We start from the raw sequence: 22,987 nt of genomic DNA, 5'->3' as shown, positions 1-22,987 counted from the left end.
AATACCGTATCGCGGAGCAGTCCCCGAGCGCAGCACCTCTCTTGTGAGATTTTGTTGTTAACTATTCTTTTTTGATCGAATGTGCCACACTTTTTTCATGACAAGTATCACGAGCACCAGCCTCTCCGACGGCAGGGAGCTGATCTACTTCGACGACGCTGCAGCGCCCAAGTCGCGCGCCGCCGAACTCACCACCGACCATAGGGGCCTGCCTCCGAGGGGCGAACCGGGCGAGGTCCGTTACGATGCCCTGGCCGACGAGTGGGTCGCAGTGGCCGCGCACCGCCAGGCCCGCACCCACCTCCCCCCGGCGGACCAGTGCCCTATTTGCCCTACCACTGCCGCCAACCCTTCCGAGATTCCCGCGTCTGACTACGACGTGGTGGTGTTCGAGAACCGGTTCCCCTCGCTGGGGCCGGCACTGGGCCCGGTTCCGGAGGCACCTTCATGGGGCACCAAGGGACCCGCGTACGGCCGCTGCGAGGTAGTGGCATTCACCCCGTCCCACACCGGTTCGTTCAGTGAACTGGGAGAAACCCGTGCGCGCACGGTCATCGAGGCATGGGCGCACCGCACGGAGGCGTTGAGTGCCCTCCCCGGAATCAAGCAGGTCTTTCCATTCGAGAACCGCGGCGCTGACATCGGGGTGACGCTCCACCACCCCCACGGGCAGATTTACGCCTACCCCTACGTCACGCCCCGCGCAGGAATCCTCGGGGCCGCCGCCAGCAAGTTCCACGACGCCCACGACGGCCGGGACACACTCACCGGATCCCTGTTGCGCTCCGAACGGGAAGACGGCAGCAGGATGGTCCTGGAAGGCGAAAACTTCAGCGCCTATGTTCCCTTTGCTGCCCGCTGGCCGCTGGAAATCCACCTGGTGCCCCACCGCCAGGTCCCGGACCTGGCGGCGCTGGGCGGCGAGGAAAAGGACGAGCTCGCGTCCGTCTACCTCAACCTCCTCCAGCGGATTGATGCCCTCTACCCCACGCCCACCCCCTACATCTCGGCCTGGCACCAGGCTCCCTTGGATCCGGTCCTGCGGCCCGCCGGGTACCTCCACCTCCAGTTGACTTCCCCCCGCCGCGCTGCCGATAAGCTGAAGTACCTGGCAGGATCGGAGGCCGCAATGGGCGCTTTCATCAACGACACCACCCCGGAGAGCGTGGCGGAGCGTCTCCGGGAAGTCACTCTGCCCTCGCCCGCCACAATTCCCGCCGTCCTGGCGGCCACCCCCGAAGGAGCCCACGCTTGAACGCCGCACCGGACCCCCTGGCCACCCGCGGGCAGCCAGGGACAGAGGACCTGTCCGCCCGGTTCGCGAAGGAGTTTGGCGGCGCACCGGACGGCATCTGGCAGGCGCCGGGACGGGTAAACCTGATCGGCGAGCACACGGACTACAACGAGGGTTTCGTGCTGCCTTTCGCCATTGACCGGACAGCACGCGTGGCCGTCCGGGTCCGCCCCGACTCCGCCGTGCGCCTGCTTTCCACCTACGGCGACCAGGGCGTTGTGTCCACCGCAATGGATTCCCTGCGGCCGGGCTCCGCCAAAGGCTGGACCAAGTACCCCCTCGGTGTGATGTGGGCGCTGCAGGAGCGCGGCATCAAGGTTCCGGGTGTGGACCTCCTGCTCGATTCGAACGTTCCCCTCGGGGCCGGACTTTCTTCATCCCATGCCATCGAATGCGCCGTCATCTCTGCACTGAACGAACTGGCGGGTGCCGGCCTCGACGCGCAGGAAATGGTGCTTGCCACGCAGCGGGCGGAGAACGATTTCGTCGGCGCCCCTACGGGCATCATGGACCAGTCGGCGTCCCTCCGCGGCTCGGAAGGCCACGCCGTCTTCCTGGACTGCCGGGACCAGGACGCCCGCCTGGTCCCGTTTGAGACCCAGCCTGCGGATCTGGTGCTGCTGGTCATTGATACCAACGTCTCGCATTCCCATGCCGACGGCGGCTACGCGTCACGCCGGGCATCGTGCGAACTGGGCGCGGAGGTGCTTGGGGTCAAGGCGCTTCGGGACGTACAGGTGGGCGATCTGGAGGAAGCCAGCGGCCTCCTGGATGAAGTCACCTTCCGGCGCGTCCGGCATGTGGTGACCGAAAACGACCGCGTGCTCCAGACCGTGGAGCTCCTGGCAAGCGAGGGGCCTGGCGCCATCGGGCCCCTGCTGGACGCCAGCCATGCTTCCATGCGGGACGACTTCGAGATCTCCTGCCCGGAGCTTGACCTGGCGGTAGACACCGCGCGCGCCAGCGGAGCCATCGGGGCCCGCATGACCGGCGGCGGTTTTGGCGGTGCGGCCATCGCGCTCACGCCGGCGGCGCTGGAACAGAAGGTGCGTGACGCCGTCGTCAAGGCATTCGCGGAAGCCGGCTACAGGGCGCCGGACATCTTCACGGTGTCCCCGGCAGCAGGAGCCCGGCGGGTGGCTTAGACGCTCCCGTGTTGCGCTTAAAAGGTAAGGGCCCCACCGTGAGTGAACTGGTCCCCGATAGTTGGACTGGCCAAGTAAGATCCTAAGCCGCGAGGGCCTGGGCTCGGTATTGCACCGGGCTCAGGCCCTCGAGCTTTGTCGAGATCCGGTCGTTGTTGTACCAGCGGATGTACTCGTTTAGGTTTGCGGTCAGTGCGTCGGTGCTGATGAACCGAACGTGGTGGAACATCTCTTCCTTGAGGTGGCCGAAGAAGTTTTCCATCACGGCGTTGTCGTAGCAGTTTCCCTTGCGGGACATGGATTGGGCTGCGCCGGCGTCCTTGAGGAGCGATTTCCATGAGGCGTGACGGTACTGGAAGCCCTGGTCTGAATGCACGATCGGCTGTTGACCGGGTTCCAGGCAGGCGAGGGCTTGCTTGAGCGAAGAGTTGGTGAGTGTAAGGTTCGGGGACGGGCTAATCGAATGGGCGATGATCTGCCGGTCAAAGAGGTCCATGACCGGTGAAAAGTAGAGCTTCCGGTCGCCGACGCTGAATTCGGTCACGTCCGTGACCCACTTCTGATTCGGGGCGGTGGCCTCGAACTCCCGGTTCAGCAGGTTAGGCGCGGCAGTGCCTTGTTCGCCTTGATAGGAGTTGTAGCGCTTCCTCCGCCGGACCTTGCAGGCCAGCCCGAGTGTGCGCTGTCAGCGATGGTCGAAAAGTGAGCCATTTCGTGGGCTGAAAAGTGAGCCACTTTGACGTTGGTTATTCTGCCGTATTTTCGGGTCTTGTCGAGGGCAGCGAGTCGATCTGGGTGTGTTTGAGGCGGTAGCTGGAGCCTTTGAGGGTGATGACTTCGGCGTGGTGGACGATGCGGTCGATCATGGCCGAGGCGACGACCTGATCGCCGAAGACGTCGCCCCAGCGGGCAAAGGGCAGGTTCGAGGTCAGGATCAGCGAGGCGTGCTCGTAGCGTGATGAGACCAGTTGGAAGAACAGGTTCGCGGCGTCTTGTTCGAACGGGATGTAGCCGACTTCGTCCACGATGATCAGTCCGTAGCGGCGCAGCTTGACCAGTTCCTGGGGCAGCCGTCCGTTCTGGTGGGCTGCTTGGAGCCGTGCGACCCAGTCGATGGCGGTGGCGAACAGGACCCGGTGACCGAGCTGGGTGGCCCGTAAGCCCAGCCCGGTGGCGAGGTGGGTTTTGCCGGTGCCGGGCGGCCCGAGCAGGACGATGTTGGACGCTTCGGTGAGGAACGCCCCGGTGGCCAGGTGCGCGATGGTGTCGCGTTTGAGGCCGGGCTGGTGATCGAAGTTGAAGTCTTCAAGTGATTTCCGGGCCGGGAACCCTGCGGCCCGGGCCCTGATCTCGGCGCCGGAGGCTTCCCTGGCTGCGACTTCCCGGGACAGGACAGCGGCGAGGTACTCCTCATGGGTCCAGCCTCCTTCACGGGCCTGATCCGCGAGCCGGGTTGCTGCTTCACGGACCCGCGGTGCTTTCATCGCCCGAGAGTAGTACTCGATCTGGCCGATGGTTTCCTTAGCGGCCGGCATCAGGCGACCTGCCCGTCATCGAAGACAACACCGAACGCCCGGTCGTAGTCCGCCAGGTCCCTCAGCCCGGTTGTTTCGCCCACCGGGTGCGGGGTTTGGAAGGCCTTCCGCAGTGCCCGTGCCGCCTCAACGTGGTCCGGGTCGGTGATCGTCAGACCGGTGCCCCAGGACCGGGGGTGGGTCCCGACAGGTCTGCCGTCCATGCTGATCGTGACGGTTTCGAGGTCGGCGGTGACATCGACGAACCGGCCGATGGCCTGCGGGTGGACGGAGTAGTCGTTAGATCCCATCCGGACGTAGTAGTCCCTCGGCAGCCGAACCCTTGAGGTGAAGCCGGTAACCGGTGGAACCGGTGGCAGCGCCAGCATGGCCGCCTTGTCCGCAGCGAGCAGGTCCATCGGGCGTGAGCCAGTCCGCCTGACCAGCCGGGTGTTGGCCTTCGGCAGCCACTGGCCGAGCTGGGTGTTGAAGTCCTCCGGTGAGGTGAAGACCCGGCCCGGCAGGAAGGAAGTCTCCAGGAACTGGTTGGCCCGCTCCACCACGCCCTTGCTCTCAGGATCGTAGGGTTTGACTTGCACGACCCTGGTCGCCAAGACCCCGGCGAATGCCGCGACTCCGGCGGCGTAGCTGTTCCGCCGGCCGATGCCGGCTTCGTTGTCCCAGATCAACCGCCGCGGAACCGCGCCCAGGGATCCGAGCAGCTCCCACATTCCGGCCAGCAGGTCCCCGGTCATTCGGGACGGGATCATCCTGGCCTTGATGAACCGTGAATGCGAAGACACCATCACCAGCACCGGCAACACCCTGGCCTTGCCGGCACCGACAGGTATCCGGACCTCCGGGAACCACAGATCACACTGCGCCTGATCCCCGGGATCGTAAGAGATCCGGTCAGCAGGATCAGCCGGGGCATACTCGGGCCGGATCCTGGCAACGTTCTCCCGGAACCAGGCCGGGGACCCCGACCACCCCACCCGTTCAGCCAACACCGTCGCCGGCATCCGCGGGTTCTCCAGCAGCAGCGCACGAATTGCCGGTTCCACAGCCTTGATCCCGGAGTCCTGCGGCGACCGGACGTAAGTTGGCGGACTCTCAGCACTGACTGCCTTCGCAACCGTGTTCCTGGAGATCCCCAACCGCACCGCTATCGACCTCATCGACTCACCCTCGGCCAGATGCAACCGCCGAATAAGCGCCCAATCCTCCACTGTGATCACCCACCCAATCGTTTGGAACGGGTGGCTCAGTTTTCAACCGTCACAATGGCTCACTTTTCGACCGTCACCGACAGCGCGCATCAGCTTCAGCACGGTCTTCTTCGCGAGTATCCAGCCCTGCTTGAGCAGTTCCGTGTGGACACGGCGGTGCCCGTACCGGCCGTGGTTCGTCGTGAAGATCTCCGAGACTGTGGCCTTGAGGGCCTCTTGGGGGTCTGGAGCCTGGAGTCGTGACTGGTGATAGAAGAATGTCGATCGGGCAAGACCCGACACTTGCAGCAGAACAGAAAGCGGGAAGTCAGCCTTGAGGGCGGTGAGGGCCTGGACCTTCACCGTTGTTCTTGAGCCCTCAAGGCCCGCAATTTTCCCAGATAGGCCACTTCTGCCCGCAAACGCTCGTTCTCACGGCGCAGCCGCTCCAGCTCGGATGGTTCAACCGGCGGGGTGTCTGGCTTCCGCGGTCGGCCTTTTGGTTTTGGTCGCAAGGAGTCCGGGCCCTCAAGACGATAGGCGCGTACCCACGTTCTCAGTAGGACCGGAGAGGACAGGCCAGCTTCTGCTGCCAAATCAGGGGCAGTCTCGCCGGCGCGGAACCGTTCGACCAAAGCGAGCTTGAATTCGAAAGAGTATGACTGTTTTGTCGGCTTGGTCACCAGCGCTCCTTGGCCATGAATCCTCCACCGCCGATACAGCCTCTTGACCGGCCAATTAGACACGCCCAACAAATTAGCTGTCGCCTTATCTGCAAGGCCTTTCTCAAACCACGCTACAGCCGCCTCACGCTGAGCCGCGGACAACGAACTATCTACACGCAAAGAACTGCTCCCCGGAAGTCAGAACTGAATTTCTCAGTCCAACTTCCGGGGAGCAGTTCAGAGGTGGGGCCCTTACCTGTTAAGGATGTCCGACGGCGGGAGCCGGCGTGGGCGTTACTCGTCCCCGCGCAGGATGGCCAGCAGGCGGATGATTTCCACGTAGAGCCATACCAGTGTCACCGTCAGGCCGAACGCTGCAGTCCAAGAGAAGCGCTGCGGGGCACCGCTCTGCACGCCTGCCTCAATGCTGGTGAAGTCCATGACCAGTGAGAATGCGGCCAGGCCGATTGCGAGGATTCCGATCACAACGCCGATGATGCCGCTGCGCAGCCCGAAGGGTTCCGTCGTCAGGCCGGTGAGCATCATGACGAGGTTAACGATGGAGAAGAGGGCGTAGCCAGCCAAAGCGATCATGAAGAACTTCATGGCCTTGGGGGTGGCGCGCACCTTGCCGCTCTTGAACAGGAGCAGTGTCACGGTGAAGACGGACAGCGTGCCGATGACGGCCTGGAGCCCAACGCCCGGGTACATGGTGTCCAGGACCCGGGTGAGGCCACCAAGGAAGAGACCCTCAAGGCCTGCGTAAGCGAGAATCAGCGCCGGTGACGGCTGCTTCTTGAAGGTGTTGACGAGCGCCAGCACAAAGCCGCCCAGCGCACCGACGATCATCAGCATAGAGGCCAGGCCCAGGCCGACAAACATTGTCACGCCGGCACCGACGAGCAGCACCGCCAGGCAGGCGGCAGTCTTGACGATCACGTCGTCGTATGTCATCCGGCCGGTGTCAGCCGGACCTGCGGCGGGCTGGTTGTACATCTGCCGCAACTGCTCGTCCGTCATGTTCTGCGGCTGGCCGTAAGGGGCCTGGCCGTAGGGTGCCTGACCATACGGCTGCTGGCCGTAAGGGGCCTGGCCGTAAGGCTGCTGTCCGTAGGGAGCCTGCGGAACAGGCGGTGCCTGGGTGGCTCCACGGAAGCTCTTTCCGTTGAAGATCGGGTTGCCGCCAAGTGCCATTGCGGGATTCCTCCATATGGGATGTGTTGTGAACCTTAAGGTTTACGCTACCAATTCTCACGTAAATGCACCCGCAATAGTTCCCCGTCGGAAACAGGACCCTGGAGTTGTTATCCGATCGCTACCATCGGCGCCTGGACCTCGGCATTTACCGGTACTTCCGCGCTGTAGCATAAGCCAAGCAGGGTGACGGAACTCACACATGTGACGGTGCCGGCCTGATGGCACCATCGTACCCCTGCATCCGTTCGCAGCGGCTGCAATGGCGCAGCCGAGACCGCCCCCAAGTGGAGGTTTACCAATTGAGAAGTACACCCCAAGGCCCGCCGGCCGGCGCACGGCGAGGGTTGCTGAGAATACTGGGAGCCATCAGCGCTTCCATCCTGGCAATCCTTCTCGTGGCAGCACCGGCTTCCCAGGCCACTTCCCCATCACCGACACCATCCCCGTCGAACCAAACCTTCCAAAACAACATCAGCGGATTCCTCCGCGATGACACCCGTGCACCCCTGGCGGACGTGACCATCACGGCCAAGAAGGGCGACTTCACCGGCACCGCGAAGTCAACCGCGAACGGATCCTGGAACATTGGGGTGCCCGAACAGGGCACCTACACAGTGGAACTGGACGAGTCCACACTGCCTGAGGGCATCGCCCTGGCTGAAGGCCAGGAGAACCCCCGCGACGTCACCTTCAGCCAGACCTCAAACCTCTCCGTGATCTTTGCGTTCGGCAAGGGCATCGTGGTGCAGCAGCAGGACTTCGGGCAGAACCTGCTCAACCGGCTCGTCGCAGGACTGAGCTTCGGCCTCCTCCTGGCCCTGGCCTCTGTGGGGCTGTCCCTGATCTTCGGCACCACCGGGCTCACCAACTTCGCCCACGGAGAGATGGTGACACTGGGCGCTGTCCTGGTGTTCGCCTTCAACGCTTTGGGCCTTCCCTTCTGGCTGGCCATCCTGCTGGCACTGCTGGGCGGGGGCCTCTTCGGATACGCCCAGGACAGAGGCCTATGGCGGCCGCTGCGCCGCCGCGGAACCGGACTTGTGCCCATGATGATCGTCAGCATCGGCCTGGCACTGGCCGTCCGCTACGTCATCCAGTTCTACTTCGGTGGTGCCACCCAGCAGCTGCCATACGCCCAAAGCCCCGAGATCCAGCTTGGACCGGTCTCCATCTCGCCGAACAACCTATGGTCCCTGGGTATCAGCGCCGTGGTGATCGCCCTGATTGGCATCGTGCTGCTGAAGACCAGGCTGGGCAAGGCCACCCGTGCGGTGGCCGACAACCCCGCCCTCGCAGCGGCCTCGGGCATTGATGTGGACTCCGTCATCCGGATCGTGTGGATCACGGGCGGCATGCTGGCCTCGCTCGGCGGCATCCTGTGGGCCTACTACCGTCCCGGCGTGACGTTCGACATGGGGTCAGCCATCCTCCTGCTCATCTTCGCCGGCGTCACCCTCGGCGGCCTCGGCACAGTCTTCGGCGCCCTGATCGGTTCGATCATCGTGGGCATCTTTGTGGAGCTGACCACCGTGTTCGGACTCGCCGCGGACCTGAAATACGTGGGCGCCCTGTTCATCATGATCGTTGTCCTTCTGTTTCGGCCCCAGGGAATCCTGGGCCGGCGCGAGCGCGTGGGTTAGGAGACAGCCATGGACTTTGGATTCATTCTTGCCAGCGCTGCCAGTGAAATTTTCAGCCCGACCACGGCGGCATACGCCATGGCCGCGCTCGGCCTCGCCGTGCACTTCGGCTACTCCGGCCTGCTGAACTTCGGGCAGGCAGGCTTCATGGCGGTGGGGGCCTATGGCTTTGCCATCTCCACCCTCAGCTTTGGGGTCCCCTTCTTCGTGGGGCTGCTCATAGCCATCCTTGCCTCTGCCGTCTTCGCCCTGCTGCTGGGCATACCCACCCTGCGGCTCCGGGCGGACTACCTGGCCATCGTGACCATCGCGGCAGCGGAAATTGTCCGCTACATTGTGACCACCAACCAGCTCACGTCCGTGACGGGGTCGGCCAACGGCCTTGCGGCCTTCGAAGGCGGGTTCTACAGCATGAACCCCTTCCCTGAAGGCTCCTACTTCGGCATGAACAACCGCGACTTCTTCATCCGCGTGGTGGGGTGGGCGCTGGTGGCGCTCTGCTGCACCCTGGTCTGGCTGCTGATGCGCAGCCCGTGGGGACGCGTCCTCAAAGGCATCCGCGAGGACGAGAACGCCGTCCGGTCCCTGGGCAAGAACGTCTACGCCTACAAAATGCAGGCCCTCATCATCGGCGGCGTTCTCGGAGCCCTCGCCGGCATGATCTTCACGCTCCCGCGTGGAGCGGTCCAGCCGGCCAACTACGGTACGGAACTGACCTTCTTCCTCTATACGTGCCTCCTGCTCGGCGGCCTGGGCACCGTGCTTGGGCCGGTCATCGGCGCCATGATCTTCTGGGTGGTCCTGTCACTTACGCAGGGCATCCTCTACGGCCTGATCGAGTCAGGGGCCATCACGTGGCTGAATACGGTCCAGGCCGGGCAGCTGCGCTACATCCTGGTTGGCGTCGCCCTGATGCTGCTGATGATCTTCAGGCCCCAGGGCGTCTTTGGAAACAAGAAGGAGCTGGCGTTCGCATGAGCATGCACAGCGAAGAACCCGCAGCCGCCGGCGAAGCTGGCGTGGACTACATGACCGACACCCGGCCCATCGCGGCAGGCGAGGCAGCACCCGGCTGCAAGAAGCGCGACCCCATCGTCGTTGCGGAGAACGTGACACGCAGTTTCGGCGGCATCAACGCCGTCGACGTCGAGTACCTCGAGATCCCCCGGCACAAAATCACGGCACTGATCGGCCCCAACGGCGCAGGAAAGACCACCCTGTTCAACCTGCTGACCGGTTTTGACACCCCGAACACGGGCAAGTGGCAGTTCGAAGGCAAGAGCCTTGCCGGGGTGTCCCCCTACAAGGTGGCCCGGATGGGGATGGTCCGCACCTTCCAGCTCACCAAGGTCATGGGCAAGCTGACCGTCATGGAAAACATGCGGCTCGGCGCCGCCAACCAGCCCGGCGAGCGGCTGTCCAAAGCCCTCTTCAAGGGCATGTGGGGCGGCCGGGAGAAACAGATCACCAACGAGGCCAACGTCCTGCTTGAAAAGTTCAAACTCGACGCCAAGAAGGACGACTATGCGGCGTCCCTCTCCGGAGGCCAGCGCAAGCTCCTGGAGATGGCCCGGTCGCTCATGGTGCGGCCCAAGCTGGTCATGCTGGACGAACCGATGGCAGGGGTCAACCCCGCGTTGACGCAGTCCCTGCTGGACCACATCAAGAACCTTAAGGCCGAAGGCATGACGGTACTGTTCGTCGAGCACGACATGCACATGGTCCGGCATATCGCGGACTGGGTGGTGGTCATGGCTGAGGGCAAGGTGGTGGCGGAAGGCCCGCCGGGCGAGGTCATGAAGAACCCTGCGGTCATCGACGCCTACCTGGGTGCCCACCATGACGTGGACCTTGGGGACTCCGAGGGCCTGAAGGAGCTTGCGGCCGAACTCGTAGCCGACGAGGAATCGATTGTGGGAACCGAGAACGCCGGAATCATCTCGCTGGACGTTGTGGCGGCAGAGGCTGAACCGGAACGCCGGGGCGGCGGCCGGCATCAGGGCGGCAGCCCCCATGGCCGCCATGGAAGCACGGACACAGGCACCACAGAGAAGGACAGCCAATGAGCAGCACCAGCGCGGCACCGGCCGCACAGCCAGTCAGCGACGGGGACTCGGTGGTCAAGGTCACCGACCTCGTTGCGGGCTACCTGCCGGGAGTGAACATCCTCAACGGCTGCAGCATCGAAGCCCGCAAAGGCGAGCTGATCGGCATCATCGGCCCCAACGGCGCCGGTAAATCGACCCTCCTGAAGGCCATGTTCGGTTTGGTCAAAGTCCATTCCGGGACGGTGGTGGTCCGCGGGCAGGATATCACCGGGCTGAAAGCCAACAAGCTCGTGTCCCGGGGCGTGGGTTTCGTCCCCCAGACGAACAACGTGTTCGCCACGCTGACCATCGAGGAAAACCTGCAGATGGGCATGTTCCAGCGGCCCAAGGATTTCGCGGAACGGTTCGACTTCGTGGCCGGCCTGTTCCCCGAACTGGGCAAGCGGCGCGCGCAGCGTGCAGGTTCCCTCTCCGGCGGAGAACGGCAGATGGTGGCCATGGGCCGGGCGCTGATGATGGATCCGGCCGTGCTGCTCCTCGATGAGCCCTCCGCAGGCCTCTCCCCCGTCAAGCAGGATGAGACGTTCCTCCGGGTCCACGAGATCAACCGCGCAGGCGTCTCCGTGATCATGGTGGAGCAAAATGCACGGCGCTGCCTGCAGATCTGCGACCGCGCCTACGTCCTGGACCAGGGCCGGGACGCCTACACCGGCACCGGCCGTGAGCTGATGAAGGACCCCAAGGTCATCCAGCTTTACCTCGGCACCCTGGCGGACACCGTGGAATAAGGCCCAGGCCAAACACAAGGAAGCCCCCGTCCGGTTCAGCTGGACGGGGGCTTCCTTGTGTGTCAGGAACGGCGTTTACAGCTTGCCGAACTCTTCCTTGACCGCGGTGTACTTGTTGTCATCCTGGTACTCGTAGATGCCGATGTAGGCCTCTGTCGGGTCCCCGGCTTCGGAGAAGGTTACGGGGCCGGACTGGCCGTCGTAGTCCGCATCCTTGCCTTCCCTGATCAACGTGACGCAGGCAGCATAGGACGTGCACTTCTCGCCGCCTTCAGAGACTTCCTTGAGCTTGGCCGCAATGTCCACGCCCTTGGTGCTCTGTGCCGCCTCTGCGGCCAGCGAGATGAGGTTCACGGCGTCGTAGGACTCGCCGGCGTAGCTGTAGTCCTTGAGCGCCGGGTCGATGGCCAGCAGCTTCTTCTTGAACTCCTCCTGGGCAAACGTGCCCGGGATGGTGCCCCGCGCGCCCTTCAGGGTGCCCGGCTGGAAGTCCTTGCTGTAATCGGAGGTGTTGCCGTCCACCAGGAACATCTGGGTGGCTTTGACGCCCTTGCCGGTCATCAGCGGGACAATGCTCTTGGCCTGGTCAAAGGTGATCAGGGCAATGGCGTCCGGCTTGGCCGCAATGATCTTGTCCACCTGGCTGCTGAATTGGGTGTCGCCCTCGTTGAAGAGTTCCTCCGCCACAACCTGGCCGCCCGCTGCCTCGAAGGCGGACTTGATGTTGGATGCCAGGCCGGTGCCATAGGCATCGTTCAGGACGATCATGCCCACGGTCTGGGCGCCGCAGGTGGCCATGTAGTTGCCGAGCACCTTGCCCTGCAGGACGTCGGAGGGTGCCGTACGCCAGTACAGGCCCTTGTCATCCCAGGTGGTGAAGTCCGGTGAGGTGTTGGCGGGCGAGAACTGGATGACGCCGGCGCCGGTGATCTGGTTGATGACCGTCTTGGATACACCTGAGGACGCTGCACCGATGATGGCACTGACCCCCTGGCCCAGCAACGCGGACGTGGACTGGGTGGCGATGTCCGTCTTGGTGTCACCGGAGTCGCGGTGAATCACTTCGACCGGCTTGCCCAGGACGCCGCCGGCCTTGTTGACTTCGTCGATGCCAAGGTTGACACCGGCGATTTCGGGCGGGCCGAGGAACGCCAGCGATCCGGTGGTGGGAAGGAGCGAACCAATCCGCAGGGGGGTTTCAGTAGAGCCGGTTGACGGCGGCACCGAGGGGGTCTCGGCAGGCTGGCTGGCGGCAGCGCCTCCACTGCCCTCCGTTGCGGGGCAAGCAATCCCTGCCGCTGATCCGGTGGCAGAGGATTCGGTTGCCGTGGGTGTGGACGAACCGCCGCAAGCCGTTGCCATAAAGGCGACGCCGATGCCAAGCGCTGTCAGCTTGGCAACACGGGTTCCCGCCTGGGGGAATAAAGTCATTTACGAGCTCCTCGATCTAAAGGTGCGAACGGCCTTTGACACGAAAAATCAGGTGTTCCTGATTTAGCTTCAAGCTAATGCAAATCGGAGCCGAAGATAAGTGACTGAGGTCACATCCTTATAACAGTAGTTGCATATGTGGAATTAAACGGAAGAAGCCGCCCGCGGTGCGGACGGCTTCCGTTCCTGGCCTTGCTTAGCTGCTGTGTACCCCAGGTGGGACTCGAACCCACAACACGCGGATTTTAAGTCCGCTGCCTCTGCCAATTGGGCTACTGGGGCGCCCGGTCAATGGTATCCCGTCAGGCGAGTGCGAAGGGTTCGGCATACCGGAACGTCCCGTGGATGCCGCCGGGCCAGAGAGCCAGGGGCAACAACTGGAAGTAGTCGCCCCACGCTTCCTCAGGCGGAAGTACGCCCAGCGAGGTGGCAGGGACAAAACCGAAGCGCGAGTAGTAGTCCGGGCTGCCCAGGAGGGCGATGCCGCTCTCCCCCGCAGCGTTCGCCCGCTGGATGGTCTCCTTCATGAGCGCAGAACCTATACCGTGCCGCTGGTGCCTGGGCGTAACGCCGATCGGCCCCAGGCCCAGCAGCCCGTGGTCACCCACGCGGGCCCGGGTACTGATGACGTGGCCCACCACCTGGCCGTCCAGGACGGCAACCACACTGAACTCGGGCAGGTACTCCTTGGACTCGAAGAGGCCCCGGAGCACCCTCACCTCCACGGGTTCGCCCTCAACTTTCAGGCCGGTGGCCGGGGAGACCGCAAAGGCGTCAGCTGTCAGGGCCAGGATGGCCTCGCGGTCCTCACGCGCCTCGCTGCGCAGCAGAAGCTCGGGCCGTGGCACCTGCCTGCTGTCCTGGGAAAGCCCGGCCAGGACTTCCAGGGCGCGGGGCGCATCGGCCACCGGAACCAGGAGGTGGTCATGGTGGAACCCGGCGAGCACGTTGCAGCTGATGCTCGCCTCGGCAAGGGCCTTGCTGACGGCAGCCGTCAGGCCCACGGCGTCCAGCGCAGAATGGACCTCCAGCGTGATCCAGGCGCCCACGAAGCCGTATGCCAGGCCCTCCCTGTCAGCCATCGCCCGGGGCAGCACCACCGCCAGGCCTTCGGCTTCGCGGATTGCCGCCTCAATGCCCTGCACCAGCGGCCTTCCCTCCGGCCACAGGACATAGACATATTCGCCGCTGCGCTGCACCGGATGCAGCGCGGCAAGCAGCGCCCCGAGGTTCTTCCCGCCAGTCATGGTGCCAGTCTAGGAGCCGTTGACCACCGTCGGCGGGACGCACCCTCCTGGAGACGATCATGCCGGGACGCAAACGGCGGCCGCCCCCGAACAGGGGGCAGCCGCCGTCGTACTTTTCCGGCGCAGGGGCCGTGGGCCCTTACTTGGCCTTCGCGGAGACCGTTTCCTTGGCCTCAGCAGCGGCCGGGGACGTCGCCGAGGAGCCGGAACCGCCGCCCACCGGGGCCGGAGCAGGAGCCGCAGCGGGCTTGGGGGCCGGGGTGGCTGCTGCGACGAACGCGCCGCGCGGGTTGTCCAGGTCCATCAGCTGCGTGGTGTCGCGGCCGGTGAAGAAGCTGATGATCCAGTTGAGGATCACGCGGAACTTGCGCTCGAAGGTAGGCATTGCCATGCCGTGGTAGCCACGGTGTGCCAGCCAGGCAAGGGCGCCCTTGAGGCCGATGCTGCCCACCAGGTTGATGTTGGCAACACCCTTCCACTGGCCGAAGCCGGCCACGGCACCGAGGTTCTTGTGCCTGTAGTCCTTCATCGGTTTGTCCCAGCGGGAAGCCCACAGGTTCTTGGCGAGGCGCTTGGCCTGGCGCAGCGCGTGCTGGGCGTTGGGGACGCAGGTGCCGTCCGGGAGGCCCTTGCCGGTCAGGTCGGGAACCGCGGCGACGTCGCCGGCTGCCCAGGCGTTGTCGATGATGCCTTCGTCACCGGCAACCCGAAGGTCCGGCAGGACGCGGACGCGGCCGCGCGGCTCCAGCGGGAAATCGGTGGAGCGGACCATGGGGTTGGCCTGCACGCCGGCGGTCCACACGAGGGTGTCCGTTTCAAACTCCTGTGCGGGGGTCTTGTCCGGGAGGTTGATGAGCTTGAGGCTGCCCTCGGCGTTGTCCAGGGACGTATTGAGGAGCACCTCGATGCCGCGGCTGCGGAGGTGCTCCACAACCCATTCCGCCTGCTTAGCGGTAACTTCCGGCATGATCCGGCCCATGGCCTCGACCAGGACGAAGCGGACTTCCTCCTGCTTGATGCGCGGGTTGTTCCGGACGGCGGCCCGGGCGAGGTCTTCCATCTCGGTGATGCACTCGATGCCGGCGAAGCCGCCGCCAACCACCACGAAGGTGAGGGCGCGTGCACGGGCGGCAGGATCGGTCATGGTGGAGGCGACCTCGATGCGCTCGAGGACCTTGTTGCGCAGCGCAACGGCTTCCTCGATGGTCTTCAGGCCGATGCCCTTGTCCGCGAGTCCCTTGATGGGGAACGTACGGGTGATGGCGCCAGCGGCCATCACGACGTCGAAGTAGGGAACCTCGAAGTGCGCGCCGCCGTCAGCGGGGGCCACGACGGCCGTCCGGTTGGCGTGGTCGATCGAGGTGACGCGGCCCTGGATCAGTTCGGTCTGCTTGAGGTGCTGGCGGTGGGAAACCACAGCGTGGCGTGCCTCGATGTTGCCGCCTGCCACCTCGGGGAGGAAGGGCTGGTAGGTCATGTAGGGCAGTGGATCCACGAGGGTGACGATGCCACCGGCATTCGCGATCTTCTTCTGCAGTTTGAGTGCTACGTACAGGCCGACGTACCCGCCGCCGACGACGAGTACCCTGGGACGGTCCTGGAGCTCTGGGGTGGTTGCCATGGGTTTAAGGATACAGCAGTTTGTGAAAATCTTCACTAACTGGTTGGGCCGGCTGCATCCTAGGTTGTCGGGCCTGTTTCCACGGTCTCGGTGGCGCCGGTCTCCGCGTCCTCCCGGAGCAGCGCCGGGTTCCCCGCGGCCCTCCGCAACTGGACCGCCGCCGCCCCCAGAATGGCCACAAACAGCACGCCAAAGCCGATGACGACGGTCGCCCCAATAGCGCTGTCACGCTGCGAGGGCGGCTCCGCTGCCGGCACCGTGGCTTCAGGCAGCGTTGGAGCGGCGCTGGGTACGTCCGTGGTGGGGAGCGGAGCGGGGGTAGCCAGGTTTCCCCTGCGGTGGACCCGGATCCATTCCGCAATGGAGCCCAGCGGGTTGCCTGCAGCCTCCGGGACGCTGTCCTTCAGTGCCGCCTCCGCGTTCAGCACGCCAAAGCCGTAGAGCGGATCCTTGCCGGGCGCACCGGCATCCCTGGCAGTTGAGACAATGCGGTTGATGACCTGCTCTGCGCTCATGGACGGCCACTTGGAGCGGATCAGCGCAGCTACGCCGGCAACAATCGGAGCGCTGCCGGAGGTTCCGGCCCATTCTGCATAGCCCCCGCCCGGAAGGCCGCCGAGCAGGTTCTCTGCCGGCGCGGCCACCCCGATGCTGATGCCCTGCGAGGACGCATCAATGCTCGCTGCGCCCTTCCGGTCCAGCCCGGCAACGGTGAGGACGCCGGGGATGGTGGCCGGAGCACCCACCTGTATATTGCCGCCCACCCGGTTCCCTGCAGCGGCAACGATGACCACGTCTTTCTGCTCTGCGTACAGGAACGCGGCGTCCCAGCTCTGCGGCCACTGGGGAGTGGTGCTGCCCAGGGAAATGTTGATGACCTTTGCGCCGTTGTCCACTGCCCAGCGGACGGCTTCGGGGATCTGGTCCTGGTCGCTCTTGCCCGAGGGATTGGCCGAACCCAGCCAGGTGGAAACGGAGAGGATCTGGGCTTCCGGGGCAACCCCGACGATGCCATCGGGCGCAGCGCCGGAGGGGGCGGGTGCCGGACTGGCGCTGGCGGTGGGACTGGGACTGGGAGTGGCCGGCTGGTGGCCGCGCCCCGCCAGCATGGTGGCCACCAGGGTGCCGTGTTCCGGTTTCACGCCGACGCCCTGTTGTCCGTCCGGCCGGCCCGAACCGGACGCGTCATAGCCCCCGGCCACTGCGCCTTTCAGGTCCGGATGCTCTGCGTCCACACCGCTGTCAATGATGGCCACTTTGACGCCCGCGCCCTTGGAAACCTCCCAGGCCTTGGTGATGCCGGACTCGGCGAGCCAGTACTGCTTGTCCCGCCACTCATCCGCCTGCGCCGCGGGGGCGGAGTAGAGGCCGAAGCCAAGGCAGGAGGCCGCAAGGACCAGGACCAGCAGTACTGCGGCTGCAGCGCGCGGCAGGCGGGCAGTCCGTGAAATGGAGAGGTGCATCGCTCAGCCGATGCTTAGGGCGATGCCGTCGAGGATGTCGTGCTCGCTGGCGGTGGCCGTGGTGATGCGGCCGCCGGTAAGCTCACCCAACTGTTCCAGGACGCGCCGCCACACGAGCCCGCCGGCTCCGATCACGTCCACCCGGCCGGGGTGCATGTAAGGCAGGGCGGCACGCTGGGAACGGGGCATTTCCAGCAGGCCCGTGGAGGCGGCCCGCACGGTGTCCAGCGGCAGTTCGGCGCCGTGGATCGCGCCAGGCGAGTACTCGGCCAGTCCGAGCGCATGCGCGGTGATGGTGGTGATGGAGCCGGCAACACCGACGACGGCGGTGGCACGTTCCAGCGGAACGTCCTGGCGGGCGCGGGTGATGGCGGCGTCGACGTCGGCTTCCGCGGCTGCTATCTGCCGGGCAGTGGGGGGATCGTCCCGGAGGTGCCGTTCGGTAAGGCGGACGCAGCCGATGTCCACGGACTTTGCGGCTGTGACCCCGCTGGCGGTACCCAGCACGAACTCGGTGCTGCCGCCGCCCAGGTCCACCACCAGCACTTCCTGGCCGTCAAGGATGGGCAGGACGCTGCTTGCTCCGGCGAAGGACAGGGCTGCTTCCTCGTCGCCGGAGATCACTTCCGGTTCCACGCCGAGCAGGTTCCGGATTCCGTCCACGAAGACCTGCCGGTTCCGTGCATCGCGGCTGGCCGAGGTTGCCACGAAGCGGACCTTCGTTGCCCCGTGGTCCCGGATCAGCCGCGCGTAGTCAGCGGTGGCGGCGAAGGTGCGTTCCAGGGCCTCGGGCGCGAGTTCCCCCGTGGCGTCCACACCCTGGCCCAGCCGGACCACGCGCATCTCACGCACCACGTCGGTAAGTGCGGTGGTTCCATTGCTGCGCTCGATGTCCGCGATCAGGAGGCGGATGGAGTTGGTGCCGCAGTCGATGGCTGCAACCCTCGTCATTCCGGAGCCTCCGTGGTGGCGGCGGATTTCCGGACGGGGGCGGGCCGGCCCACGATGTCCGGCAGGCCCTGGGGTCCATGGCGGCTGAGGTCACGCGAGGGGGCTTCGCCGGAGGTGTCCCAGGCTCCCTCGCAGTAGCACCTGTCAGCGGTCCACCATTCCTTGATGCGGTCCAGGCTTTCGTCCCCGAGCGGGTTGACGCCAGGCCCGGCGGCCAGTGAATGGCCTACCAGGACATGCAGGCATTTGACGCGGGTGGGCATGCCCCCTGCGGAGATACCGTCGATTTCAGGGACGGCCCCGATCCCCGAGCGTTCGCCGATGGCGTTGCGCGCTGCCAGGTAGGCGTCATGGGCCGAGCGGTAGGCGGCAGACAAATCCTCGTCGGCGGCCAGCTGGTCATTCATCTCGTTCATGACGCCCGCTGCCTCAAGCCTTGAGACCGCCGAGGTGATGACCGGATGCGTCAGGTAGAAAGTGGTGGGGAACGGTGTTCCGTTGCTGAGGCGGGGAGCGGTGGCGGCCACCAGCGGATTGCCGCAAATGCAGCGCGCAGGAATCTCCACCACGTCACGGACCGGCCGTCCCAGCTGGCGGCTCAGTACTTCAAGGTCGTGTGCTGATGGCTGGCGGGATTCATCCCGGGCGGCTGCCGTGTTGTGTTCCACTGTGGCGGGCCGTCCTTCCTGTTGCGGTTCAGTCTGTAGCCGCGCGCGTGATGGACTCCCACAGGGAATCCACCCACGGCAGATCGGCGGGGTCTTGTGCTGCTGCGCCGGGCTGGCTGCTGGTTTCTCCGGCCGGCAGGTCGCTGCCGAAAACCCAGTAGCCGGTTTCTCCCGGCATAACCATGTTAATGCGGTCGCGTGCCTGCTGTTTCACGTAGTTGGGGTCCTGCCAGCGCGAGACCTGCTGCCGGAGGGCGTCACCCTCGGCCTGGCGGGCTGCGATGTCGGCGTTCAGCGCATCGATCTCAGCCTTCTTGTCGAAGAAGATCTTGACCGTGGGCGCCAGCATGATGGTGATGGCCACCATCACCACGGCCAGTGCGAGCATCCGTCCGGAGAACGCCTTCGCCGGTACGGGCTGCTGGTCTTCTGCTGCTTCGTCGCCTGCGGCCCCGGTGCCGGCACGTTGTGCCGTGCCCGAGGTGGCGCTGCTCCCCTTGCGGCGGCTGACCTGCCCGCCATCCTTGCGGCCTTGCGGTTCCCGGCGTCCCTTTGGTGATGCGGCTGACGGTGCACCGGCGGATTCCGAGGGCGCCTTGGCGGACGTGGTGTCCTTGCCCGGGCCGAAGCCTGCGCGGATGACCTCCGCGTCGCCGGAAGCGTCCTTTGCGGAACGGGCCGGGGCAACCTTGGGGACTTTGGGACGGCGGGTAGCCATGACACTCCTGAAACACGCAGCCTGCCTGGGCCGCCACTATCTGGGCTGGAACACGTACTGCTGAAACACGTGCTGCTGAAACAGCAACGGTGGCTATGGTCTTTCAACCATAGCCACCGTTGATTGTTTTACGCGGCTACTAGCCCTTGAAACGCGGGAAGGCAGCGCGGCCGGCGTAGCGTGCGGCGTCGTCGAGTTCCTCTTCGATGCGCAGCAGCTGGTTGTACTTCGCGACGCGCTCGGAGCGGGCCGGGGCACCGGTCTTGATCTGGCCGGCGTTGGTGGCCACCGCGATATCGGCGATGGTGGTGTCCTCGGTTTCGCCGGAGCGGTGCGAGGTGATGGTGGTGTAGCCGGCACGCTGGGCCAGGCTGACGGCGTCCAGGGTCTCGGTCAGCGAACCGATCTGGTTGACCTTGACCAGCAGCGAGTTGGCGGTCTTGGTGTCGATGCCGCGCTGCAGGATGGCGGGGTTGGTGACGAACAGGTCATCACCCACCAGCTGGACCTTGTCCCCGATGGAATCGGTGAGGGTCTTCCAGCCGTCCCAGTCGTTCTCGTCCAGCGGGTCCTCGATGGACACCAGCGGGTAGTCGGCCACGAGCTCGGCGTAGTAGGCGCTCATCTCGGCCGAGGTCAGCGACTTGCCTTCGAACTGGTAGGCGCCGTCGGTGAAGAACTCGGAGGAGGCGACGTCCAGGGCCAGCGCAATGTCCTTGCCCGGGGTGTAGCCGGCGTTCTTGATGGCTTCCTGGATCAGGTCCAGTGCGGCACGGTTGGACGGCAGGTTCGGCGCGAAGCCGCCTTCGTCTCCCAGGCCCGTGGCGAGGCCCTTTTCCTTGAGGACGGACTTGAGGGCGTGGTAGACCTCAACACCCCAGCGCAGGCCTTCGGAGAAGGTCTCGGCACCCAGCGGAACAACCATGAATTCCTGGATGTCGACGTCGGAATCGGCGTGGCTGCCACCGTTGAGGATGTTCATCAGCGGGACGGGCAGGACGTGGGCGTTGGGGCCGCCGAGGTACTTGTACAGCGGCAGGTCCGCGGAGGCGGCGGCTGCGTTGGCAACGGCCAGGGACACGCCCAGGATGGCGTTGGCGCCCAGCTTGCCCTTGTTCGGGGTACCGTCCAGGTCCAGCATGGCCTGGTCGATGCTGCGCTGGTCGGTGGCGTCGAAGCCGGTCAGGGCCGGAGCGATCTGGTCGATGATCGCGTCAACGGCCTTCTGGACACCCTTGCCGAGGTAACGGCCCTTGTCGCCGTCGCGCAGCTCAACGGCTTCGTGCTCACCGGTGGAAGCACCGGAGGGAACTGCTGCGCGGCCAATCTGGCCGTCGGAGAGCAGGACCTCAACTTCTACGGTCGGGTTGCCACGGGAATCGAGGATCTCGCGGGCGTGGATGGCATCGATAAGCGCCATGAATTTGCTCCTTATGGGCGATTAACGGGGGGATCTAACAGAAAGATTCGACGTACTCGTCACAGACCAGCGTAGTCGAGAGTGGTCCCGGTTACGGAAAACTATCCAGTGCCCGGACGTCATGATGGTGCGGCTAGCCCTGCTGGTAGCGCCGGACGGCGCCGCGCAGGGCACGCTCGGCATCTAATCCGCTGGTCCGGGCGGAACGTACGACGGCGAGCAGCAGCTCCCCGAGCTCTTCTTCCGTTCCGGGGATGGGAACGGCAGGCGGCAGGGCGGCCCCGGCCCGCGCGGCCCGGTCGATGGATTTCTGTGCCCGGGCAAGCGCCGGAAGCGCCTGGGGAATCCCCGCGAAGGGATCCTGCCGTTCCGGCCGCTCGGTGCGCTTCACGGCGTCCCACTTCTGCACGATTTCCTCCACGGTTGCGGGGAACGTGTCCTGCAGGGAACCGTCCGGGCGGAAGACGTGGGGGTTCCGGCGGACCATTTTGGCACTCAGACCGCGTGCGACGTCGTCGAACGTGAAGGCGCCGCGTTCCTCGGCCAGCCGGGCGTGCAGCACCACCTGCAGCAGGACGTCGCCCAGCTCACCCAGCAGCTCGGCGTCGTCTATTCCCTGCGGATTTGCTGCCCCGCCCGCGCCCCGGCCTTCCCCGGGAACGGCAGCCTCGACCGTTTCGGCCACTTCAAAGGCCTCTTCGAGGAGGTACTCCACCAGGGATGCGTGGGTGAGCGCCCCCATCCAGGGGCAGTGCTCCCGCAGGGAAGCGATGACGTATTGAAGCTTCTCCACCTCCCCCGCCGGGAAACCGCGGGCGTCCGGCTGGTTAGCCAAGGTTGGCGTAGGAGTCGTTGATGTACTCCACCAGGGCTTCCTTCTCTTCCAGGGGCAGGAAGGATGCCTCGGCTGCGTTGAGGGTCAGTTCCAGCAGGTCGTCGAGGTCGTAGTCGAAGGTTTCCACCAGGAGGTCGAACTCGTCCGTCAGCGTAACGCCGCTCATCAGCCGGTTGTCGGTGTTGATGGTGACGTTGAAGCCGAGCTGGTACAGCATGTCCAGGGGGTGGCTTTCGATGCCCTCGCCGAAACCGGCAATTGCACCCGTCTGCAGGTTGGAGGAGGGGCAGATCTCCAGGGCGATCCCGCGGTCCCGGATCCAGCTGGAGAGGTCGCCCAGGGTGACCAGGCCAACGGTGTCTTCGGCGTCGTCCTCGAACTCCACCATGATGTCCTCGGCGATCCGGACGCCATGGCCCAGCCGGAGGGCGCGGCCGTCCACCAGGGCGGACTGGATGCTCTCGAGCCCGGCCGCCTCTCCGGCGTGGACGGTGGCGGGGAAGTTCTGCTGCGCAAGGTACGTGAAGGCATCCCGGAAGCGGGAGGGTAGGAAACCGTCCTCGGCTCCGGCGATGTCGAAACCGACGGCACCTTTGTTGCGGTGGCGGACGGCGAGCTCGGCGATCTCCTGGCCGCGGTCAGCGTGGCGCATGGCGGTGATGAGCTGTCCCACCTGGATCTCGCGCCCGCTCTCCCCCACGGCCTCGACGCCGGCCTCGAGGCCTTCCTGCACGGCCTCGACGGCTTCATCCAGCGAGAGGCCCTTCTGGAGATGCTGCTCAGGGGCCCACCGCACCTCGCCGTACACCACGCCGTCGTCAGCGAGGTCCTCAACGAACTCCTTGGCCACGCGGAACAGGCCCTCGTGGGTCTGCATGACGGCCACGGTGTGGTCAAAGGTCTCGAGGTACCGGACCAGTGAACCCGAGTTGGCAGACTCGCGGAACCACTCGCCCAGGGCGACAGGATCGGTGGAAGGCAGTGTGTGCCCAACGGCTTCCGCCAGCTCGATGATGGTGGCCGGGCGCAGTCCTCCGTCCAGGTGGTCGTGGAGGGAGACCTTGGGCAGGTTCTTCAGGTCGAAATCGATGGCAGGGGCAGCGTCAACAATGGGCTCAGTCACGTTCCCACCTT

Annotated in this window: 22 protein-coding genes and 1 tRNA gene; 6 read left to right on the top strand and 17 right to left on the bottom strand. The window is 65.2% G+C overall.

Translation table 11 applies throughout. From position 1 onward, the window contains the following. Positions 1 to 97: 97 nt before the first annotated feature. Together galT and galK are read left to right on the top strand one after the other, a co-directional pair. Entirely contained in the window at positions 98 to 1,255 is a 1,158-nt protein-coding gene (galT, locus tag ABRP28_RS01685; protein ID WP_350006153.1) for a galactose-1-phosphate uridylyltransferase, read from the top strand. Then, positions 1,252 to 2,439, top strand: a complete 1,188-nt coding sequence (gene galK / locus ABRP28_RS01680) for a galactokinase (RefSeq protein WP_350006155.1) — start codon at positions 1,252 to 1,254, stop codon at positions 2,437 to 2,439. The genes galT and galK overlap by 4 nt, the downstream gene beginning before the upstream one ends. 82 nt (positions 2,440 to 2,521) lie before the next feature. On the opposite strand, the gene ABRP28_RS01675 is transcribed toward galK, so the two are convergent. The 6 genes from ABRP28_RS01675 to ABRP28_RS01650 all read right to left on the bottom strand — a co-directional run bounded on the left by ABRP28_RS01675 (position 2,522) and on the right by ABRP28_RS01650 (position 7,020). Next, positions 2,522 to 3,109 carry an IS3 family transposase gene (locus ABRP28_RS01675; protein WP_374152998.1) on the bottom strand — a complete coding sequence of 196 codons (588 nt, stop codon included), beginning with the start codon at positions 3,107 to 3,109 and terminating at the stop codon, positions 2,522 to 2,524. Positions 3,110 to 3,185: 76 nt separating this feature from the next. Then, a complete protein-coding gene (gene istB, locus ABRP28_RS01670) occupies positions 3,186 to 3,974 on the bottom strand; it encodes an IS21-like element helper ATPase IstB (RefSeq protein WP_374152872.1) in 789 nt (262 codons plus the stop codon). Next, positions 3,974 to 5,191 carry an IS21 family transposase gene (gene istA / locus ABRP28_RS01665; protein WP_374152871.1) on the bottom strand — a complete coding sequence of 406 codons (1,218 nt, stop codon included), beginning with the start codon at positions 5,189 to 5,191 and terminating at the stop codon, positions 3,974 to 3,976. Before istA ends, istB begins: the two co-directional genes overlap by 1 nt. Before the next feature lie 33 nt (positions 5,192 to 5,224). Then, the gene (locus ABRP28_RS01660) at positions 5,225 to 5,524 is read right to left on the bottom strand and encodes an IS3 family transposase (RefSeq protein ID WP_374152910.1); all 300 of its coding nucleotides are present in this window, start codon (positions 5,522 to 5,524) and stop codon (positions 5,225 to 5,227) included. Then, complete coding sequence (locus tag ABRP28_RS01655) at positions 5,521 to 5,844, bottom strand: helix-turn-helix domain-containing protein (protein WP_350002653.1); 324 nt, start codon at positions 5,842 to 5,844, stop codon at positions 5,521 to 5,523. Before ABRP28_RS01655 ends, ABRP28_RS01660 begins: the two co-directional genes overlap by 4 nt. A 276-nt stretch (positions 5,845 to 6,120) precedes the next feature. Beyond that, complete coding sequence (locus ABRP28_RS01650; RefSeq protein WP_350004253.1) at positions 6,121 to 7,020, bottom strand: Bax inhibitor-1/YccA family protein; 900 nt, start codon at positions 7,018 to 7,020, stop codon at positions 6,121 to 6,123. Between the two features lie 347 nt (positions 7,021 to 7,367). Here ABRP28_RS01650 and ABRP28_RS01645 point away from each other — a divergent pair, with 347 nt between their 5' ends. From ABRP28_RS01645 to ABRP28_RS01630, 4 genes are read left to right on the top strand one after another with little or no spacing between them, the layout of a single operon-like run. Next, positions 7,368 to 8,663 carry a branched-chain amino acid ABC transporter permease gene (locus ABRP28_RS01645; protein WP_374152997.1) on the top strand — a complete coding sequence of 432 codons (1,296 nt, stop codon included), beginning with the start codon at positions 7,368 to 7,370 and terminating at the stop codon, positions 8,661 to 8,663. A gap of 9 nt (positions 8,664 to 8,672) precedes the next feature. After that, the gene (locus ABRP28_RS01640) at positions 8,673 to 9,641 is read left to right on the top strand and encodes a branched-chain amino acid ABC transporter permease (RefSeq protein WP_350004254.1); all 969 of its coding nucleotides are present in this window, start codon (positions 8,673 to 8,675) and stop codon (positions 9,639 to 9,641) included. Then, a complete protein-coding gene (locus tag ABRP28_RS01635; protein ID WP_350004255.1) occupies positions 9,638 to 10,729 on the top strand; it encodes an ABC transporter ATP-binding protein in 1,092 nt (363 codons plus the stop codon). The genes ABRP28_RS01640 and ABRP28_RS01635 overlap by 4 nt, the downstream gene beginning before the upstream one ends. After that, complete coding sequence (locus tag ABRP28_RS01630) at positions 10,726 to 11,499, top strand: ABC transporter ATP-binding protein (protein WP_231457236.1); 774 nt, start codon at positions 10,726 to 10,728, stop codon at positions 11,497 to 11,499. The genes ABRP28_RS01635 and ABRP28_RS01630 overlap by 4 nt, the downstream gene beginning before the upstream one ends. A gap of 75 nt (positions 11,500 to 11,574) precedes the next feature. Here ABRP28_RS01630 and ABRP28_RS01625 read toward each other — a convergent pair whose 3' ends face one another. From ABRP28_RS01625 to ABRP28_RS01575, 11 genes are all read right to left on the bottom strand, one after another. Next, positions 11,575 to 12,930 (bottom strand): ABC transporter substrate-binding protein, encoded by a 1,356-nt coding sequence (locus ABRP28_RS01625; RefSeq protein WP_350004256.1) that lies wholly within the window; start codon positions 12,928 to 12,930, stop codon positions 11,575 to 11,577. Between the two features lie 208 nt (positions 12,931 to 13,138). Continuing rightward, a tRNA-Leu gene (locus ABRP28_RS01620) sits at positions 13,139 to 13,212 on the bottom strand. 20 nt (positions 13,213 to 13,232) lie between these two features. Continuing rightward, positions 13,233 to 14,177, bottom strand: coding sequence for an ACT domain-containing protein (locus ABRP28_RS01615; RefSeq protein WP_350004257.1), 945 nt, complete (start codon positions 14,175 to 14,177; stop codon positions 13,233 to 13,235). 139 nt (positions 14,178 to 14,316) lie between these two features. Next, on the bottom strand, positions 14,317 to 15,798 hold the full coding sequence (locus ABRP28_RS01610) for an FAD-dependent oxidoreductase (RefSeq protein WP_350004258.1): 1,482 nt from the start codon (positions 15,796 to 15,798) through the stop codon (positions 14,317 to 14,319). Positions 15,799 to 15,857: 59 nt separating this feature from the next. After that, the gene (locus ABRP28_RS01605; protein ID WP_350004259.1) at positions 15,858 to 17,261 is read right to left on the bottom strand and encodes a S8 family serine peptidase; all 1,404 of its coding nucleotides are present in this window, start codon (positions 17,259 to 17,261) and stop codon (positions 15,858 to 15,860) included. Between the two features lie 3 nt (positions 17,262 to 17,264). After that, positions 17,265 to 18,212, bottom strand: coding sequence for a Ppx/GppA phosphatase family protein (locus ABRP28_RS01600; RefSeq protein ID WP_350004260.1), 948 nt, complete (start codon positions 18,210 to 18,212; stop codon positions 17,265 to 17,267). Continuing rightward, positions 18,209 to 18,880: a DUF501 domain-containing protein gene (locus ABRP28_RS01595; protein WP_350004261.1), complete on the bottom strand. Its 672-nt coding sequence runs from the start codon at positions 18,878 to 18,880 to the stop codon at positions 18,209 to 18,211. Before ABRP28_RS01595 ends, ABRP28_RS01600 begins: the two co-directional genes overlap by 4 nt. A 28-nt stretch (positions 18,881 to 18,908) precedes the next feature. Next, positions 18,909 to 19,598, bottom strand: coding sequence for a septum formation initiator family protein (locus ABRP28_RS01590; protein ID WP_350004262.1), 690 nt, complete (start codon positions 19,596 to 19,598; stop codon positions 18,909 to 18,911). 139 nt (positions 19,599 to 19,737) lie between these two features. Next, the gene (gene eno, locus ABRP28_RS01585; protein WP_350004263.1) at positions 19,738 to 21,018 is read right to left on the bottom strand and encodes a phosphopyruvate hydratase; all 1,281 of its coding nucleotides are present in this window, start codon (positions 21,016 to 21,018) and stop codon (positions 19,738 to 19,740) included. A 133-nt stretch (positions 21,019 to 21,151) separates the two neighbouring features. Then, positions 21,152 to 21,760, bottom strand: coding sequence for a MazG nucleotide pyrophosphohydrolase domain-containing protein (locus ABRP28_RS01580; protein ID WP_350004363.1), 609 nt, complete (start codon positions 21,758 to 21,760; stop codon positions 21,152 to 21,154). 85 nt (positions 21,761 to 21,845) lie between these two features. After that, a complete protein-coding gene (locus ABRP28_RS01575) occupies positions 21,846 to 22,976 on the bottom strand; it encodes an adenosine deaminase (protein ID WP_350004264.1) in 1,131 nt (376 codons plus the stop codon). Between the last annotated feature and the right edge of the window lie 11 nt (positions 22,977 to 22,987).

The sequence above is a fragment of the Pseudarthrobacter sp. WHRI 8279 genome, assembly GCF_040224115.2.
Taxonomy (GTDB): domain Bacteria; phylum Actinomycetota; class Actinomycetes; order Actinomycetales; family Micrococcaceae; genus Arthrobacter.
The sequence above is the reverse complement of the archived record's forward strand: the minus strand, read 5'-3'. Positions and strand labels throughout refer to the sequence as shown.

Coding starts and splice junctions, on each gene's coding strand:
- galT (WP_350006153.1), top strand. CDS start 98: ATGACAAGTATCACGAGCACCAGCCTCTCCGACGGCAGGGAGCTGATC.
- istB (WP_374152872.1), bottom strand. CDS start 3,974: ATGCCGGCCGCTAAGGAAACCATCGGCCAGATCGAGTACTACTCTCGG.
- ABRP28_RS01650 (WP_350004253.1), bottom strand. CDS start 7,020: ATGGCACTTGGCGGCAACCCGATCTTCAACGGAAAGAGCTTCCGTGGA.
- ABRP28_RS01640 (WP_350004254.1), top strand. CDS start 8,673: ATGGACTTTGGATTCATTCTTGCCAGCGCTGCCAGTGAAATTTTCAGC.
- ABRP28_RS01635 (WP_350004255.1), top strand. CDS start 9,638: ATGAGCATGCACAGCGAAGAACCCGCAGCCGCCGGCGAAGCTGGCGTG.
- ABRP28_RS01630 (WP_231457236.1), top strand. CDS start 10,726: ATGAGCAGCACCAGCGCGGCACCGGCCGCACAGCCAGTCAGCGACGGG.
- ABRP28_RS01625 (WP_350004256.1), bottom strand. CDS start 12,930: ATGACTTTATTCCCCCAGGCGGGAACCCGTGTTGCCAAGCTGACAGCG.
- ABRP28_RS01615 (WP_350004257.1), bottom strand. CDS start 14,177: ATGACTGGCGGGAAGAACCTCGGGGCGCTGCTTGCCGCGCTGCATCCG.
- ABRP28_RS01610 (WP_350004258.1), bottom strand. CDS start 15,798: ATGGCAACCACCCCAGAGCTCCAGGACCGTCCCAGGGTACTCGTCGTC.
- ABRP28_RS01605 (WP_350004259.1), bottom strand. CDS start 17,261: ATGCACCTCTCCATTTCACGGACTGCCCGCCTGCCGCGCGCTGCAGCC.
- ABRP28_RS01600 (WP_350004260.1), bottom strand. CDS start 18,212: ATGACGAGGGTTGCAGCCATCGACTGCGGCACCAACTCCATCCGCCTC.
- ABRP28_RS01590 (WP_350004262.1), bottom strand. CDS start 19,598: ATGGCTACCCGCCGTCCCAAAGTCCCCAAGGTTGCCCCGGCCCGTTCC.
- eno (WP_350004263.1), bottom strand. CDS start 21,018: ATGGCGCTTATCGATGCCATCCACGCCCGCGAGATCCTCGATTCCCGT.
- ABRP28_RS01580 (WP_350004363.1), bottom strand. CDS start 21,760: ATGGGGGCGCTCACCCACGCATCCCTGGTGGAGTACCTCCTCGAAGAG.